The 14881-nt window shown below is 69.8% G+C and carries 16 protein-coding genes; 12 read left to right on the top strand and 4 right to left on the bottom strand.

Annotation, left to right across the window (positions count from 1 at the left end; all coding sequences use genetic code 11):
- The first annotated feature begins 4 nt into the window (after window positions 1-4).
- Together QM591_RS06275 and rpiB are read left to right on the top strand one after the other, a co-directional pair.
- Complete coding sequence (locus QM591_RS06275; protein WP_415130695.1) at window positions 5-970, top strand: 2-hydroxyacid dehydrogenase; 966 nt, start codon at window positions 5-7, stop codon at window positions 968-970.
- A gap of 39 nt (window positions 971-1009) precedes the next feature.
- The gene (rpiB, locus tag QM591_RS06280) at window positions 1010-1474 is read left to right on the top strand and encodes a ribose 5-phosphate isomerase B (protein ID WP_415130697.1); all 465 of its coding nucleotides are present in this window, start codon (window positions 1010-1012) and stop codon (window positions 1472-1474) included.
- A gap of 18 nt (window positions 1475-1492) precedes the next feature.
- On the opposite strand, the gene QM591_RS06285 is transcribed toward rpiB, so the two are convergent.
- On the bottom strand, window positions 1493-4459 hold the full coding sequence (locus QM591_RS06285) for an aminotransferase (protein WP_415130699.1): 2967 nt from the start codon (window positions 4457-4459) through the stop codon (window positions 1493-1495).
- Window positions 4460-4893: 434 nt separating this feature from the next.
- Here QM591_RS06285 and QM591_RS06290 point away from each other — a divergent pair, with 434 nt between their 5' ends.
- The 8 genes from QM591_RS06290 to QM591_RS06325 all read left to right on the top strand — a co-directional run bounded on the left by QM591_RS06290 (window position 4894) and on the right by QM591_RS06325 (window position 12379).
- Complete coding sequence (locus QM591_RS06290) at window positions 4894-5814, top strand: ribokinase (protein ID WP_415130702.1); 921 nt, start codon at window positions 4894-4896, stop codon at window positions 5812-5814.
- Window positions 5811-6806, top strand: coding sequence for an ABC transporter permease (locus QM591_RS06295; RefSeq protein WP_415130704.1), 996 nt, complete (start codon window positions 5811-5813; stop codon window positions 6804-6806). Before QM591_RS06290 ends, QM591_RS06295 begins: the two co-directional genes overlap by 4 nt.
- A gap of 119 nt (window positions 6807-6925) precedes the next feature.
- Entirely contained in the window at window positions 6926-7960 is a 1035-nt protein-coding gene (locus tag QM591_RS06300; RefSeq protein WP_415130706.1) for a sugar ABC transporter substrate-binding protein, read from the top strand.
- A complete protein-coding gene (locus QM591_RS06305) occupies window positions 7960-9504 on the top strand; it encodes a sugar ABC transporter ATP-binding protein (RefSeq protein ID WP_415130708.1) in 1545 nt (514 codons plus the stop codon). The genes QM591_RS06300 and QM591_RS06305 overlap by 1 nt, the downstream gene beginning before the upstream one ends.
- A gap of 35 nt (window positions 9505-9539) precedes the next feature.
- Window positions 9540-9995 carry a D-ribose pyranase gene (rbsD, locus tag QM591_RS06310; RefSeq protein WP_415130710.1) on the top strand — a complete coding sequence of 152 codons (456 nt, stop codon included), beginning with the start codon at window positions 9540-9542 and terminating at the stop codon, window positions 9993-9995.
- Between the two features lie 58 nt (window positions 9996-10053).
- Complete coding sequence (gene deoC, locus QM591_RS06315; protein ID WP_067166546.1) at window positions 10054-10764, top strand: deoxyribose-phosphate aldolase; 711 nt, start codon at window positions 10054-10056, stop codon at window positions 10762-10764.
- Between the two features lie 86 nt (window positions 10765-10850).
- Window positions 10851-11609, top strand: a complete 759-nt coding sequence (locus QM591_RS06320) for a GntR family transcriptional regulator (protein ID WP_415130713.1) — start codon at window positions 10851-10853, stop codon at window positions 11607-11609.
- A 275-nt stretch (window positions 11610-11884) separates the two neighbouring features.
- On the top strand, window positions 11885-12379 hold the full coding sequence (locus QM591_RS06325) for a MarR family winged helix-turn-helix transcriptional regulator (protein ID WP_415130715.1): 495 nt from the start codon (window positions 11885-11887) through the stop codon (window positions 12377-12379).
- Window positions 12380-12421: 42 nt separating this feature from the next.
- Here QM591_RS06325 and QM591_RS06330 read toward each other — a convergent pair whose 3' ends face one another.
- Complete coding sequence (locus QM591_RS06330) at window positions 12422-12892, bottom strand: MarR family winged helix-turn-helix transcriptional regulator (RefSeq protein WP_415130717.1); 471 nt, start codon at window positions 12890-12892, stop codon at window positions 12422-12424.
- A 137-nt stretch (window positions 12893-13029) separates the two neighbouring features.
- Between QM591_RS06330 and QM591_RS06335 the strand changes: the two genes are divergently transcribed.
- Together QM591_RS06335 and QM591_RS06340 are read left to right on the top strand one after the other, a co-directional pair.
- Window positions 13030-13407 carry a hypothetical protein gene (locus QM591_RS06335; protein WP_415130719.1) on the top strand — a complete coding sequence of 126 codons (378 nt, stop codon included), beginning with the start codon at window positions 13030-13032 and terminating at the stop codon, window positions 13405-13407.
- Window positions 13404-13745 (top strand): peptide ABC transporter permease, encoded by a 342-nt coding sequence (locus tag QM591_RS06340; RefSeq protein WP_415130721.1) that lies wholly within the window; start codon window positions 13404-13406, stop codon window positions 13743-13745. Before QM591_RS06335 ends, QM591_RS06340 begins: the two co-directional genes overlap by 4 nt.
- A gap of 12 nt (window positions 13746-13757) precedes the next feature.
- Here QM591_RS06340 and QM591_RS06345 read toward each other — a convergent pair whose 3' ends face one another.
- Both QM591_RS06345 and QM591_RS06350 read right to left on the bottom strand, forming a co-directional pair.
- Entirely contained in the window at window positions 13758-14096 is a 339-nt protein-coding gene (locus QM591_RS06345) for a protein-L-isoaspartate carboxylmethyltransferase (protein ID WP_415130723.1), read from the bottom strand.
- Window positions 14097-14192: 96 nt separating this feature from the next.
- A complete protein-coding gene (locus tag QM591_RS06350; protein WP_415130725.1) occupies window positions 14193-14858 on the bottom strand; it encodes a TetR/AcrR family transcriptional regulator in 666 nt (221 codons plus the stop codon).
- Window positions 14859-14881 lie beyond the last annotated feature (23 nt).

Raw genomic sequence — 14881 nt, forward strand, 5'->3', positions numbered from 1 at the left:
AGACATGACCAACCACCTCTACATCGCTCGCACCCTGTCCGACGACGCGATGGGTCGAGCCCACGAGCTCGGGCTGCCGGTTGTCGTCGGAGTCGACGAGCCGCCGACCCGTGAGCGTCTGCTCGCCGATGTCGCGGGCGCCACCGCCGCCGTCGTGACGCTCACCGAGCGAGTCGACGCGGAGTTCCTGGATGCGGCGGGACCGAACCTGCGCTTGGTGGCCAATGTCGCCGTGGGCTTCGACAACATCGATGTCGCCGAGGCGCAGCGCCGAGGAGTCGCGGTGAGCAACACTCCCGGCGTGCTCGACGACGCGACGGCAGACCACACGTTCGCGATGATCCTCGCCGTCACGCGGCGCGTCGCCGAAGCGGATCGTTTCGTTCGATCCGGCACACCCTGGGTGTGGGGTCCCCGCATGTTCGTCGGACTGGATCTGTCGGGCGGCACCAAGCTCGGCGTGATCGGCATCGGCAGGATCGGTCGCGCGGTGGCCCGTCGCGCGCAGGCGTTCTCGATGACGGTGCTCGGCTACGACCCGCAGTATGAACCGGGCGATCGGGTCGACGGGGTGCGGATGCTCTCGCTGCCGGATCTTCTCGCGGAGTCCGACATCGTCTCTGTGCACGTGCCCCTCCTACCCGCGACACGCCATCTCATCGATGCCGCGGCGATCGCGAGCATGAAGGACGGTGCCTACGTCATCAATGCTGCTCGCGGGGGGATCGTCGATGAGAAGGCCCTCATCGCGGCGCTGCGGTCGGGAAAGCTCGCCGGTGCAGCGCTCGACACGTTCGAGGGGGAGCCTCACGTCGACCCCGAACTGCTCGAGATCGAGTCGGTCGTTCTGCAACCTCACATCGCGAGTGCGGGGTCGGCCACGCGCAGCCGGATGTGCCTTCTCGCGCTCGACAACGTGCGGGAGGTTCTGGCGGACCGTGAACCGGTCACCCCGGTGCTGGCGCATTGAGGTTCGGGCGAGGTTGGGGCGATCGTTGAGGAGCTGCCGATGGATGTCGTGATCGCGAGCGATCACGCCGCGCGGGAGATGACCCTGGAGCTCGGCCGTCGCCTTCACGAAGGCGGGCGTCGCGTGACCGAGCTCCCGGCGGGGGACGGTCGCTCCGACTACCCCTCCCGCGCCGAAGAGGTCGCTCGTGCCGTGGTCGAGGGACGCTACGACAGGGGCATCCTCCTGTGTGGCACGGGAGTCGGCATGGCCATTGCGGCGAACAAGGTCGCCGGGGTGAGGGCCGTCGTGTGCAGCGAACCGTACTCGGCCCTCATGTCCCGTGAGCACAACGACACGAACATCCTCGCGCTGGGCGCCCGCGTCATCGGAGTGGAGCTGGCGCAGATGATCGCCGAGACGTGGTTGGACGCGGAGTTCCAGGGACGGCGCCATCAGGAGAGGGTCGCGATGATCTCCGCACTGGAGGCGCGTGAGATCGGTACCCCGCGCGATCGCCCCTGACGACGCCGCCTCCCCGCCTCACCGGCCCTGCAGCGCGCGGGCGAAGGCGCGCACGAACGCGTCGACGTCGGCCTTCTCCAGACACAGCGGCGGCTTGATCTTCAGGACGTTCTGGTGATCGCCCGTCGGCTGCACGATCACGCCGAGTTCACGCATCCGGTCGCAGAGGGCCGCGGTCTCCTCCGTCGCCGGCTCACGGGTGGTTCGATCGCGGACGAGCTCGATGCCGAGGTAGAGGCCGGAGCCATGGACGGCCCCGACGAGGGGGTGGTCGAGTCCGAGCACCTGTGCGCGTAGATATGCGCCGACCGTCCGCGCGTTCTCCTGGAGGCCCTCGTCGCGGATGACGTCGAGCACGGTCGATCCGATGACGCTGGAGACGGGGCTTCCGCCGGTCGAGGCGAAGAAGTAGCCCTCCCGTCGGTAGGCCGCGGCGATCTCCCGCGTGGTGATGACCGCGCCGAGCGGGTGGCCGTTGCCGATCGCCTTGGCGACCGCGACGATGTCGGGGACGACGCCCTGCTGCTCGAAGCCCCAGAACCACTCGCCGAGCCGGCCGAACCCGACCTGCACCTCGTCGGCGACCGCGAGGCCGCCGTGGGCGCGGACGGCCGCGTAGACCGCGGCGAGATATCCGTCCGGGAGGGCCACTCCGCCCGCGTTGCCGAAGAACGTCTCCGCGACGAACGCCCCGGGGGCGCGGCCCTGCGCGGCGAGCCGTTCGATCTCCGCGACGGCCTCGGGCGCGTAGCGGGCGGCCTCCTCGTCACGGTGGACTCCCCGGAAGCTGTTCGGCGCGTCGATCGTGTGCACCCAGTCGGGACGGGTCGCCAGGGCCGCGGGATTGTCGGCGACCGACGTCGACACGGCGTCGGCGAGGTCGGTCCACCCGTGGTACGACTCCCGGACGGCGAGCACGTCGCGCCGCCCTGTCGCCGCCCGCGCCAGGCGCAGGGCGAGGTCGACGGCCTCCGATCCGCTGTTGACGAGGAACACCGTTTCGAGCGGTTCCGGCGTGAGCTCGGTCAAGCGCTCGGCGTACTCCACGACAGCGGAGTAGTGGAACCGGGAGTTGGTGTTGAGCGTCCGCAGCTGACGGTTCGCCGCCGCTGCGATCCGCGGGTGCGCGTGACCGAGCGCCGTGACGTTGTTGACCATGTCGAGGTACACGCGTCCGTCGGTGTCGATCAGGTACTGCTTCCAGCCGCGGGCGATGATCGGCGGCGCGTCGTAGTAGTGCTCCTGCACCTCCGCGAACACCCGGTCGCGACGCGCCAGCAGCGCCGCAGGGTCTTCCCGTTCCGCGGGGGACGGGTGCCCGGGGAGGAGCGGTGAGGGGTCGGCGACCACGGCGAGCCAGGCATCGGCCCACGCGGGGGCGACGAAAGCGGGCACGCGCGTCTCCTCACCGTATCCGTCGTCGCCCTCGCGCACGACGCGCACCGTGAGGTGCTGCGTGGCGGTTCCGATCGCGTCTCCGCGGGACACCGGGCGCTCGTCACGCCCGCCGGCCTCCGCGAGCGGGCCACCCTCGACGGACGCCGCCGTGAGCTCCAGACGGATGCCCGCCGCTTCGCCGTCGCCGCGCAGCACGAGACCGGCGTCGTCGCGGGAGAGCCGGCCGTTCCAGGGGGCGACGAGGGTCGCCGGCCGATCGAGGGTGATGTCGATGCCGGTCGCCACGGTGGCGGGGGCCTGTTGCGCATACGTCGTCGCGCGCGTCACGCGCGCCTCGCCGAACCGGGTGATCGCGGCGCGGCCGCCCGCGGCGAGCGCCCCGCGGGCGAGCCGCTCTTCGAGGCTGGCGTCGAGCCAGGCGCCGTCTTCGACGTCGGCGCTCGCCGCGGACAGATCGAGCACCGTGACGGAGTCGGCTCCGATCTCCGGCAGCAGGGGGAGGGCGGAAGGGATCTCCGTGACGACAGACGGAAGCCCCAGGGTGCGGCGCACGAGGCGCGTCGCGACGGGCAGCGGCACCGAGACCGCTGCGGCGAGGATCGCCTCCTCGTGCGGGAGGTTCTCGGCCGCGTAGGCGTTGCCCGGCTCCCGTGAGACCACGTGGTGTCCGCTTGCCACGAGGTGGACGGCCCGCAGGACCACGAGCGGCCAGAAGGCGGACGCCTCGCCGCTCGAGAGCGGGCGCCGGCGATGGTAGGCCTGGAGCGCGCGCACGGCTGCGGGCAGATCGACGCCGTCGTGGTGCAGGAGCGACGAGAACGTGATCGCCAGCCCGCCGACCGGCCACGTGCGGTTCAGGTCGCCCAGATCGATGACTCCGTCCGGTGTGCGCCGAACGGGGTCACTCCACACCACGTTGTCGTCCGTGAGGTCGCCGTGCACGGCCTGCACCGGAAGGTCGTCCTCCAGCGGGGCGAGTGCCTCCCAGGCGCGGTGGGCGATCGCTTCGAGACGGGAGCGGAGAGCGGGGTCGTCGAGGTGTCCGAACAGTTCGGGGAGCACCGAGCGCGACTGCCGCAGGTCCCACTGGTGCGGACGTTCCACTCCTGGTGCCTCGAAATCGGACAGCGCGAGGTCGACGCGGGCCGCGAGGTCGCCGAGCGCATCGACGATCGAGGGAGCGAGATGCCCGCTGCCGGAGAGTGTTCCGCCGTCGAGAAAATCGAGCAGGCGGACGTGCAGCACGGTGCCTTCATGCGGCACCTGAGCGACCGGCGCGCCGCCGGTGGTCGTCCTCGCTCGGGGGGCGCGGACGGCGGGGGCGCGCTCGGCGAGGTGTGCGGCTGCGGCGGACTGCGCCGTCACCTCGTCTATCGAGGTCGCCGGGTTCGCGACCTTCAGGAGCAGGCGCTCCGTGCCCGTCTCGAGGAGGAAGTTCCTGTCTTCGTGGCTGCCGAGGCTCCGGGCCGCCCCGGATACGCCGAAGTATGCGGCGGCGATCCGTTCTGCGTCCGCCTCGGTCACCAGCGGCGGCGCCGCCGGGATGAGCGAGGGCGTGTTCGGGTCGGTCGACCGGTCGGTGGTCATGGTGCTCCAGTCGGGTCGAGGGGGGAGGGATGCGGGATCGGGTTCGTCTGCGGGTCGCGGGCCCGCCGTGTCAGGAGAGTACCGTCCGTCTTTTTCCCGGAGAAGGTTTGCCGTGCACGACGGCGGATGGCCCGGTGACGCACAACGGCGGATGGGGCGGGCGACACGCCGCGGCGTATGACGGGCAGACCGGCGCGTCGCGGTGCGAATCCGCCGTTGTGTGCCGTCGCGGCGGCGGGTGCGAATCCGCCGTTGTGGCACGCCGGCGCGGTGCGAATCCGCCGTTGGGTGCGACGCGCGAAGCGGCGCCCGTCACCCCGCGGAGCCTTCGATCCGGACGGCCGACTTGACATCGCGCGCGCCGAGCTTCATGATCTCATGTACATAGTTGTCCACATACAAATGTCCATTACGATGACGTACGGATCGAATCGATGAAGATTGCACTTGTCGGGAGCTACGGCGTGGGTCTGACCATGCGCGTACCGCGGATGCCCGAAGCCGGAGAGACCCTGTCGGGAGGCGCGTTCGACGCGGGCCCCGGGGGAAAGGGCTCGAACCAGGCCATCGCGGCGGCACGTCTGGGCGCCGAGGTCTCCTTCCTCACCGCTGTCGGCGACGACGACTACGGACGCGCCGCGGTTGCGCTCTGGGCGGCCGAGTCGGTCGACGCGTCGAAGGTCGTCGTCACGCGCGAGGCCGCCACGATGGTGGGCATCATCCTGGTCGAGCCCTCGGGCGAGAACCGCATCGCCATCGCCCCCGGCGCGCTCGACGAGCTCGATGCCGCCGCCGTGGAGACCTTCCGCGCCGAGATCGCCGCCGCCGACATCCTCGTCGTCTCGATGGAGATCCCGCTCCCGGTCGCCGCCGCGGCCCTGCGCATCGGAGCAGAGGAGGGCACGCGTACGCTCCTCAACCCCGCTCCCGCCCAGCCCCTCCCCGACGAGGTGTGGCCGTGGATCGACGTGCTCACCCCCAACCAGTCCGAGGCGCCGGTGCTCCTCGGGCTTCCCGCCGACCACGGCCGCACCGACGAGGAGCTCCTCGTCCTGCTCGCCGCACGCTCCGGCGGAAGCGTCGTGCTCACGCGCGGCGGCGCCGGAGCGCTGCTGTCGGAGGGCGGTGTGGTCACGCCCGTCGCGCCCGTCCGCGTCGAGCGCGTGGTCGACACGACCGGTGCCGGCGACTCCTTCACCGCCGCCCTCGCCGTGGCGCTCGCCGAAGGCCGGAGCCTCGCCGACGCCGCACACTTCGCCGCTCTGGCCGGTGCCCGCACCGTGACCATCGCCGGCGTCATCCCCGCCCTTCCGACCCGAGCAGACCTCGCCGACGAGACCGGAGCCGCCTCATGACCTCGACCATCGCCATCCGCACGGCCACGAGCGCTCGCTCGTTCCTCCACGCCCGCGAAGCAGGTGTGCTGGCCGCCCTCGTCCTGCTGTTCGTCCTCGGCGCGGTGCTCTCGCCCAGCTTCCTGCAGGGCGGCAACCTGCTCTCGGTCGGTCAGCAGATCGCCCAGATCGGGATCATGGCGGTCGGGGCGACCTTCGTCATCATCAACGGCGAGATCGACCTCTCCGTCGGTTCCATCTACGCGCTCGCGGCGATCTCCACCGGCATGGCGATCGCGGCGGGAGTGGCGTGGCCCGTCGCGGTGCTGATCGGCTTGGGCGCCGGGGTGATCGCGGGCCTCCTCAACGGACTCGCCGTCGTCCTCCTCGGGGTGCCGAGCTTCATCGTGACCCTCGGAAGCCTCAGCGTCTTCCGCGGTGTCGCTCTCCTGATCTCCGACGGCGCGCCCATCTCGCTCAGCTCCGACCAGCCCGGGGTCGCCGAGTTCGGCCTCCTCGGCCAGGGCCGCCTGTTCGGCATCATCCCGATGCAGTTCCTGTTCTTCCTCTTCGTGGCCGCCGTCGGCGTCGTGCTGCTGTCGCGCTCGCGTCTGGGCTTCAACACCTACGCGGTCGGCGGGAACCAGGAAGCGGCACGACTGGTCGGCATCAACGTCAAGGCCGTCAAGGTCTCGGCCTTCGTGCTGTCGGGTCTGACCGCAGCGATCGCCGGTGTGCTCGGCCTGTCGTTCCTCTCCTATGTGCAGGGGGTGACCGGCACCGGACTGGAGCTGACCGTCATCTCGGCCGTGATCATCGGCGGGGCCGCCCTGTTCGGCGGCTCGGGGACGATGTGGGGCACCGTGATCGGTGTCGCTTTCATCGGCCTCCTGCAGAACATCCTCAACATCAACGGAATCTCGTCGTTCTGGCAGACCGTCATCACCGGTCTCGTGATCGTGGCCGCCGTGGCCGCCGACACCTGGCAACGACGCCGAAAGACCAAGGCCTGACCGGGCCGATCCCCATCGCGCGCCCACGACGCGCGCGTCCGCACCGAACACTCTCACCCGATCGAGCCCTCTCAGCGAGCGCTCACACCCTCACCCTCATTCGGATCAAAGGAGCACCGATGTCCCTTCGCACTCGCACCCGCCGCCTCCTGGCGTGGAGTGCCCTCGCCGTCGCCGGCGCACTCGCCCTCTCGGGCTGTGGCGCCATCACGACCGGCAGCCCCGCCGCCAGTAACAGCGCCGACGGCGGCTTCCAGGTGGCCGACTACATTCAGAAGCGCGTCGACGACGGCGAGCCGCTGCGCATCAAGCTGAGCTACCACGACCCGTCCCTCGCCTTCGCGACGCCGATCAAGGCCGGCATGGAGAAGGCCGGCAAGGAGTTCGGCGTCGATGTGCAGCTGATCGGACCGACCGGCGGCGACGCGGCCAAGCAGGTCTCCGAGCTGCAGACGCTCATCCAGCAGCAGGCCGTGGACGGGCTGGCCGTCTCGTCGGCGTCGAGCGACGCGCTCAAGCCCGTGATCGCGCAGGCGTACGAGGCCGGCATCCCGATCATCTCGTTCAACACCGACAACCCCGACTCCGATCAGATGGCCTTCGTCGGCCAGGATCTCGTCGGATCGGGCGAGGCCGAAGCCAAGGAGCTCGTCTCGGTGCTCGGTGAGGGCGCCACCGGCAAGGTCGTCGTCTTCTCGCTCGACACGGGTGCGGGATGGTCGCACGACCGCTTCAGCGGCTTCGAGGCGGGTATCAAGGGCAGCGGCCTCGAGATCGTCGGACCGGTCAACGTCGGCAATGAGCCCAGCGCCGCCTACAACATCGTCGAGTCGACGATGACGGGGCAGAGTGGCGTCGTCGCCATCGCGGGTCTGGACTGCTGCTCCACGACGGCCGCCGCCAAGTGGGTCGACCAGTCCGGCAACGCGGGCAAGATCACCATGGTCGGCTTCGACCTGCTGTCGGCCACCGCCGGTTACATCAAGGACGGCGTGCAGTCGTTCACGATCAGCCAGAACCCGTCGGAACAGGGCTACCAGGCCGTCAAGGTCCTCGCCGACTTCCTCCAGAAGGGCACGCCGATCGAGAGCGTCGACACCGGTGCGCAGTTCATCACCAAGGCCAACCTGGCCGAAGCGACGGTGGAGGACTGATGACGATGCTCCCGCCGCAGGACGATGCCACGGCCGGCCGCGAGGTCGCCGTGCGCATCCAGGGGATCAGCCGCAGCTTCGGACCGGTGACCGCGCTCGACGATGTGAGCTTCGACATCACCGCCGGCGAGGTGACCGCTCTCCTCGGCGAGAACGGCGCCGGGAAGTCCACGCTGCTGAAGATCCTCGCGGGCCTGCAGCCGCCCAGCGGCGGGAGCATCTCGGTCTTCGGGGAGGAGATCTCCTCGTACGATCCGAACACGGTGCTCACGCGCCATTCGGTGGCGATCGTCCCGCAGGAGCTCTCGCTCCTTCCCGATCGCACGGTCGCCGAGAACATTCTCGTGGGCATCGAGCCCGGCAGCAGGCTCTTTCCCGCCAAGCGTCGGATGAACGAGCGGGCGGGCCAGCTGTTGGCCGAGCTCGGCCTCGACATCGACCCGCAGGCGAGCGTGCGGGGACTGGACCTCGCCGTGCAGCAGCTCGTCGTGGTCGCCCGCGCGGTGGCCCGTGAGTGCCGCGTGCTGATCCTCGATGAGCCCACCGCCATGCTCACCCCCGCCGAGGCCGATCGCCTCTTCGCCCTCATGGACCGCCTCAAGGCGAACGGCACGACGATGGTCTACGTCTCACACCGGATGCCCGAGGTGTTCGCCCTCTGCGACCGGTTGGAGATCCTCCGCGACGGTCGTCACGTGGCGTCGTTCCGCCGCGACGCCGTGACTCCCGAGGCCGCCGTCGCCGCGATGGTCGGGCGTGAGCTCGGCCACTTCGCGGGACGCACGGCGCCGGCGGAGATCGCCGAGGCGGCCCCCGCGCTGCAGTTGGAGTCGCTCAGCGGACGGCGCCACCACGACGTGAGCCTGGAGGTGCGTCCGGGGGAGATCCTCGGGATCGCGGGCCTTCCCGACTCGGGCCGGGTGGAGTTGCTGGCCAACATCTTCGGTGCCTCGCCCGCGTCGGGAGGTCGGGTGCTCATCGACGGCGTCGCCTACGACGGCCGGTCGCCCATCGCGAGCGTCGGTCGGCGTCTGGGGTTCCTCCCGGGGGAGCGCCGTGCGCAGGGGATCCTCACGACGATGTCGGTCGGCGACAACATCGGGGTGCTCACCACGTCGGCCTTCGCGCGATTGGGCCTCATCCGGCGCCGGCGCCTCAACGAGAACGCGATCTCCCTCGCCCGCCGCATGCGGGTGAAGACCGCCTCGATCGATCAGCCGATCACCAACCTCTCCGGCGGCAACCAGCAGAAGGCCCTCCTGGCGCGCTGGCTCGCCGTCGATCCGCGCGTGCTCCTGCTCGACGAGCCCACGCGTGGCGTGGACGTGGGAGCGAAGGTCGAGATCTACGAGGAGATGTTCCAACTCGCCTCTCGCGGAGTCGCGATCGTCTGCTCGTCGTCCGACCTGCCCGAGCTCCTCAGCGTGACCGACCGCATCGTCGTCATGTGCCAGGGGCGCATCGCCGGCGTGCTTCCCACGGCATCGGCGACGGAGGAATCGATCATGGCGCTCGCCACCGATGCCGTCACGAGCGCGGCCTGACCCGGCGTCCCACCCACAGAAGGAGAACCACAGTCATGAAGAAGCGCGGAATCCTCAACGCTCCCCTCAGCGCAGCGTTGGCGACGCTCGGCCATACCGACCTCATCATGGTCGTCGATGCGGGGTTCCCGATCCCGCCGGGCGCGAACCGCATCGATCTCGCGATCGCTGAGAACATCCCCGACCTGCGCACGGTGCTCTCCCTCATCGCCGACGAGATCGTCGTGGAAGGCGTCGTGCGCGCCGAAGACGTGGTGACCAACAACCCGCGTCTCGATGAGTGGCTCCAGGCCACCTTCGACGACGCCGAGTTCACCACGCGCACCCACGCCGACGTCCTGGGTGAGCTCGCCCACCAGGCCAAGGTCATCGTCCGCACCGGCGCCTTCGAGCCCTGGGGGAACGTCGGCCTGTTCTGCGGAGTCGACGTGCCCCGCTGGTTCGGCGGCGAGGGAGTGATCGCGCCCGACTACTACGCCGCAAAGCTCTGACGCCCTCGACAGGCCCTTCCGACTTCCGATCCCCCCATCCGAAAAGAAAGACATTGACGTGACCGACACCACTTCGTCCGACACCCTCACCCTCACCCCGGCGCAGATGGCGCCCTACATCCAGCACACCAAGATCGAGACGGGCCTCACCCGTGACGACATGATCGCCCACGCGCGTGAGACCGCCGAGCACGGGTTCAACGCCGCGATGGTGCCGGCCTCCTGGGTTCCGCTCGTCGCCGCCGAGCTCGCGGGAACCGGCATCGGGATCGCGACCGCGCTCGACTTCCCGACGGTGGGCGTCATGACCAGCGCCGGCAAGGCGGCCGAGGCGGAGCAGATCGCGAAGCAGGGCGCGACCCAGCTCGACATCGGCGTGCAGGTCGGCTGGCTCAAGAGCGGCATGTACGACGAGTTCCGCGAGGACATCGCCGGCGTCGTGCGCGCGAGCGGGCTGCCGGTCAAGGTCATGCTCGAGCTGCCGCTGCTGACCGACGCCGAGAAGGAGGCCGCCGTCGAGCTCGCGATGGACGCCGGGGTCGCCTTCCTGAAGAACGCGTCGAGCGGGCAGATCGAGACCGCCTCGCCCGAGAGCGTCCGCTTCCTCGTCGAGCGGGCGCGGGAGGGTGTGCAGGTGAAGGCGTCGGGCTCGATCAAGTCGTACACGCAGGGCCTCAGCCTCCTGCGCGCGGGCGCGGTGCTGCTGGGCACGAGCGCCGGAATGGCGATCATCAGCGACTCCAGCGACGAGAACACTCAGAGCTACTGACACACTGGCAGGACTGGCCTCGCTCGCCGCCCCGAGATCCCCCGGCTCGGGTGCGGCGAGCACACCAGATCCAGAAGGAGGGTCGCGTGGACGCGACGGACGCGCAAGCGGCGGACATCCACCGGGAGCTGCCGGTGCCCATCCACGCCCAGATCTCCGACGGTTTCCGCTCGCGCATCGCATCGGGCGAGTGGCCGGCGCACTATCGGCTCAAGAGCGAGCCGGAGCTGGCGACCGAGCTCGGAGTCAGTCGCGGCACCCTCCGCCGCGCCCTGACGACCCTGATCGACGAGGGTCTGCTGCGTCAGGTGCGCGGGCGGGGAACCTTCGTGACGTCGACGACGATCGAGCCCGCGATCGCGCAGAAGCTCAGCACCCTGTCCGAGGACTTCGCGAACCAGGGGGTCGTCACCACCACCCGTGTGGTGGCGTGCGAGCTCATCGACCCGCCCCGTCCCGTGGCTGCGCTCCTCGAAGTGCCCCCGGGCGGTACCGTGTTGCGCCTCGTGCGTGTGCGGGCGGCGGACAGCGGCCCGGTCGCGCTCCTGTTCAACTACGTCCGCACCGACTTCGCGCCGGGGATCGAGCAGACCGACTTCGAGACCGCGAGCCTGTTCGGGACCCTCGAGGGCCGCTACGCCCTGCGGATCTCCTCCGCACGGCGGACCTTCAGCGCCGAGGCCGCGACCCCCGAGGTCGCCGAGCTGCTCGACCTCCCCGAAGGAAGCCCCGTGCAGTACCTCGAGCAGGTGACCTATCTGTCCGACGAGCGTCCCGTGGAGTACTCCGACGTGTGGATCCACTCCGGCCGCCTCCGGGTGACCTCGCTGCTCTCTCGCCGCTGACGCCCCGGCCGAGCCGAGTCCGATTCGGGTGCCGCGGTGCCGTGGTGCCGCGGTGCCGCGGTGCCGCGTGCACAACGGCGGAACCGCCGCTGGTGCCCAACGGCGGATTGCCGAGCCGACACGCCGCGCTCGTGGCGGTCGTGTGCGGCGTGTCTGGTTGCTGATCCGCTGCTGTGTTCGTGCGGGTCGGAGGTGCGCGGGATGGCAGAAGGGGTGAACATCGCGATTGTCAAGGGCTGGATCGCCCCAGGGATCCATCAGCGAGAATAGGACGGATGACTGGGGGAACCGAGGTCGGTGCGTCGTACTGGTACGCCGAGAACCGCGACGTGCGCGGCACCGCCGTGCTCGAGGCGATGCGCGCCTATCGGGCCGCCGAGGTGGCGATGCGCCGCCGCACGCAGCAGTCGATGGACATGGGCGAGAACGAGCTCCTGGTGCTCCGCTTCCTCGCCCGAGCCTCCCAACGCGACGAGCTGGTGACCCCCGTGCACCTCAGCCGCTACCTCGGCATCACCTCTGCCTCGACCACCGCGCTCCTGGACCGGCTGGCTCGCAGCGGGCACATCACGCGCGAGCCGCACCCCACCGACCGCCGGAGCGTGACGATCCGCTCCAGCGCGCGGGCGGAAGAGGAGATCCGGGACACGCTCGGTGCGATGCACGAGCGGATGATGTCGGTCGTGCGCCCGATGACACCGGCGGATCGCGCCGTGGTCGTCGCCTTCCTCGATGCCATGCGCGACGCGGTCGACAGCATCGACGCGTAAGGGCGCTCGAGCCTCCGCCACGCTGCCGGTCGGGTGGGGGAGTCAGGACCCGCCGTTTCCGATTCCGTCGGCGGCCTCGGTCAGCGCACCGAGGTAGGACACGACCGTTGCCCGGGCGTCGGGATCGAGTGCGGCGCTGAGATCGTGCAGACGGGTCTCGAACGCTTCGAGAGTCGAGGCGACGGCTGCCTCGGCAGCGGGAGTCGCGGCGATGAGGATGCTCCGCCGATCGGTGGGATGACTGATGCGCTCCACCATCCCGGATCGTTCCAGGCGGTCGAGGAGCGCCGTGGTCGAGGCGGACGAGATGTCCAGGTGCCGGGCGATCTCACTCGGCTTGACATCGTGGTCCTCGTCGCGTTCGTGGAGGAGGTACCTCACGATCGCGATCTCGTTGTCGCTCATCCCCGTCTCCGAACGGATCCGGAGGGTCATCGCGCTGTCGGCGAGCCGGAACCGTCGGTAGGCGTCGATGAGCGCGTCGACCGTCACGTCTGTCGTCACATCGGTCATCTCGTCTCCTCGCCCCGCCGGGTCTGGTTCTGCTTGCAGGACCACAATACAGCCTGTGAAGTATCTCGCTTGACTAACTACTTTTATTGTGAGTAACCTTTCAGGCAAGCAACCAAACAAGTGAGGGAGAACACGCGATGGGTCGTCTGTACTACGGAACAACCACCGATGCGATCGAACTGCCCGACCGCATGCTCGCTCACCTCCGTATCGTCGCCTCGACGAAGCTGCGCCGGTCCGAGAGCTTCACGGTGTCGTGGACTCACTCTTCCGGCGACGGAGAAGGACGCTCGACCATCTGGCTGCACTGCTCGATCCCGCTGCGCTTCGATTTCGACCGCGCGGAGGCGGAGCAGATCGACCGTGCCTACCTCGAGCAGCTGGCCCAGGAGGCGGCGTCCTCGAACGGCATCGTCTTCGACCTCACCGAGCAGACGCAGACGGCGCCGGTGACTCACACCGACATTCCCCGGGCCGACATCGCCGGCCCCGAGCCCGCACGGAGGGCGGCATGAGCACCACCGCCTGGCCCTTGGACGCCCTCGTTCCCGCTCGGCCGACATGGGCACGAGTGGACACCGACTTCTACGTCGCCTCGCGAGACGGCGAGTTCGTCGGCTACGTGGATCGCGCTGCAGACGGCACCTACATCGCCTTCGACGGACGGTCGACGCCGGTCGGTCGCTATGACGATCTGCGCGACGCGCAGCGCGCTGCCGAAGGCGTGACGTCTCCGGCTCAGGCGCGTCAGCGTCGGCGAGTCACGCGTGCGCTGCAGAAGACGGCTGCGGTCACCGGGGTGGTCGCGGGGGGTGTCGCCCTCACCGCGGGTGCGCTCGCGCCCTACCTCTGAGGCCGCGACGGACTAGGCGCGGGCGATGATCTCGTCGGTCTTCGTCTGCAGGAACTCGCACAGTTGCGCGAGCATCGAGAGGTCGTGGGCGAGGGCCGCAACACCTTCGCTGTCGAGGTCGAAGCTCTCGTTGCGGGCTTCGAACGTCACGGTCCAGCGGGGGAGATCCTCGATGAGGACGGGCTGGATGTACGTGACGGTGGAGGCCGTTCGAAGGGAGACGACGACGAGCCCGGAGTCGGGCCCGGAGGTGAAGTCCTTCTCCAGAACGGAGACGTGGGTCTTCACGGGCTGCAGCCCGCGAAACTCCTCCACCCATCGCTCGACCGTCGCTTGGTCGCGATAGGGCATGGCACCTCATTCGGATCGGTGTGCGGTCACCCTCTGCCTCGGCTGGCACCCGTCGCCGTCGCGTCAACGCGACGATGCGCCGGGGGGTGGCACCCCTCAATTATGCAGGCTGTCGTCAAATGTGCCGGAGGGGGTTGACGGGGGGCCCGCTCGTCCCTCATGATTCTCAGCGGTCGGCTGCAGGATCTTCGTGAGCATCGCGTGCATGGCCGCCACAGGGTCGGTGTCGTCGGCCAGCCAGCGCACCTGGATACCCTCCCAGCCGGTGATGACGAGGCCGGCGAGGGTGAGCTCGTCGCCGTCGGCGCGGATCCTCCCCGCGTCGCGGTCGTGCGCGATGAGCCGTGCGTAGTCGGCGGTGACCTGCGCATAGCGGCGGCGGAGCCAGTCGTGCGCCTCGTGCCCGGGGAAGGTCGCCTCCGCCGACACGATCGAGAACATCCGGACGAGCTCCCGTCTGCCCAGGTTCCGCTCGACGGTTCCCAGGATCGTCGGGATCAGCCCGTCGCGCCGGGCGCGATCGTCGAAGTCTGCGTCGGCGGCGTCCTCCTGCTCGAGCACGGCGGCCAGGAGGGAGACCTTCGTGGGGAAGTGGTGCATGACGGTCGTGAGCCCGAGATCGAGTTGCTTTGCGATCTGCCGGAGCGACCCGCCGCGATAACCGTGCTCGCTGAAGACGGCCGTGGCCGACTCGATGATCTCGAGGCGTCGCTCGGCCGACTTGGCATACGGGCCGCGGCGGGCGGGCGCGGTCTCGCTCATGAGGACGAGGGTAGTCCGAACGT

The organism is Microbacterium sp. (assembly GCF_047607225.1).
Taxonomy (GTDB): domain Bacteria; phylum Actinomycetota; class Actinomycetes; order Actinomycetales; family Microbacteriaceae; genus Microbacterium.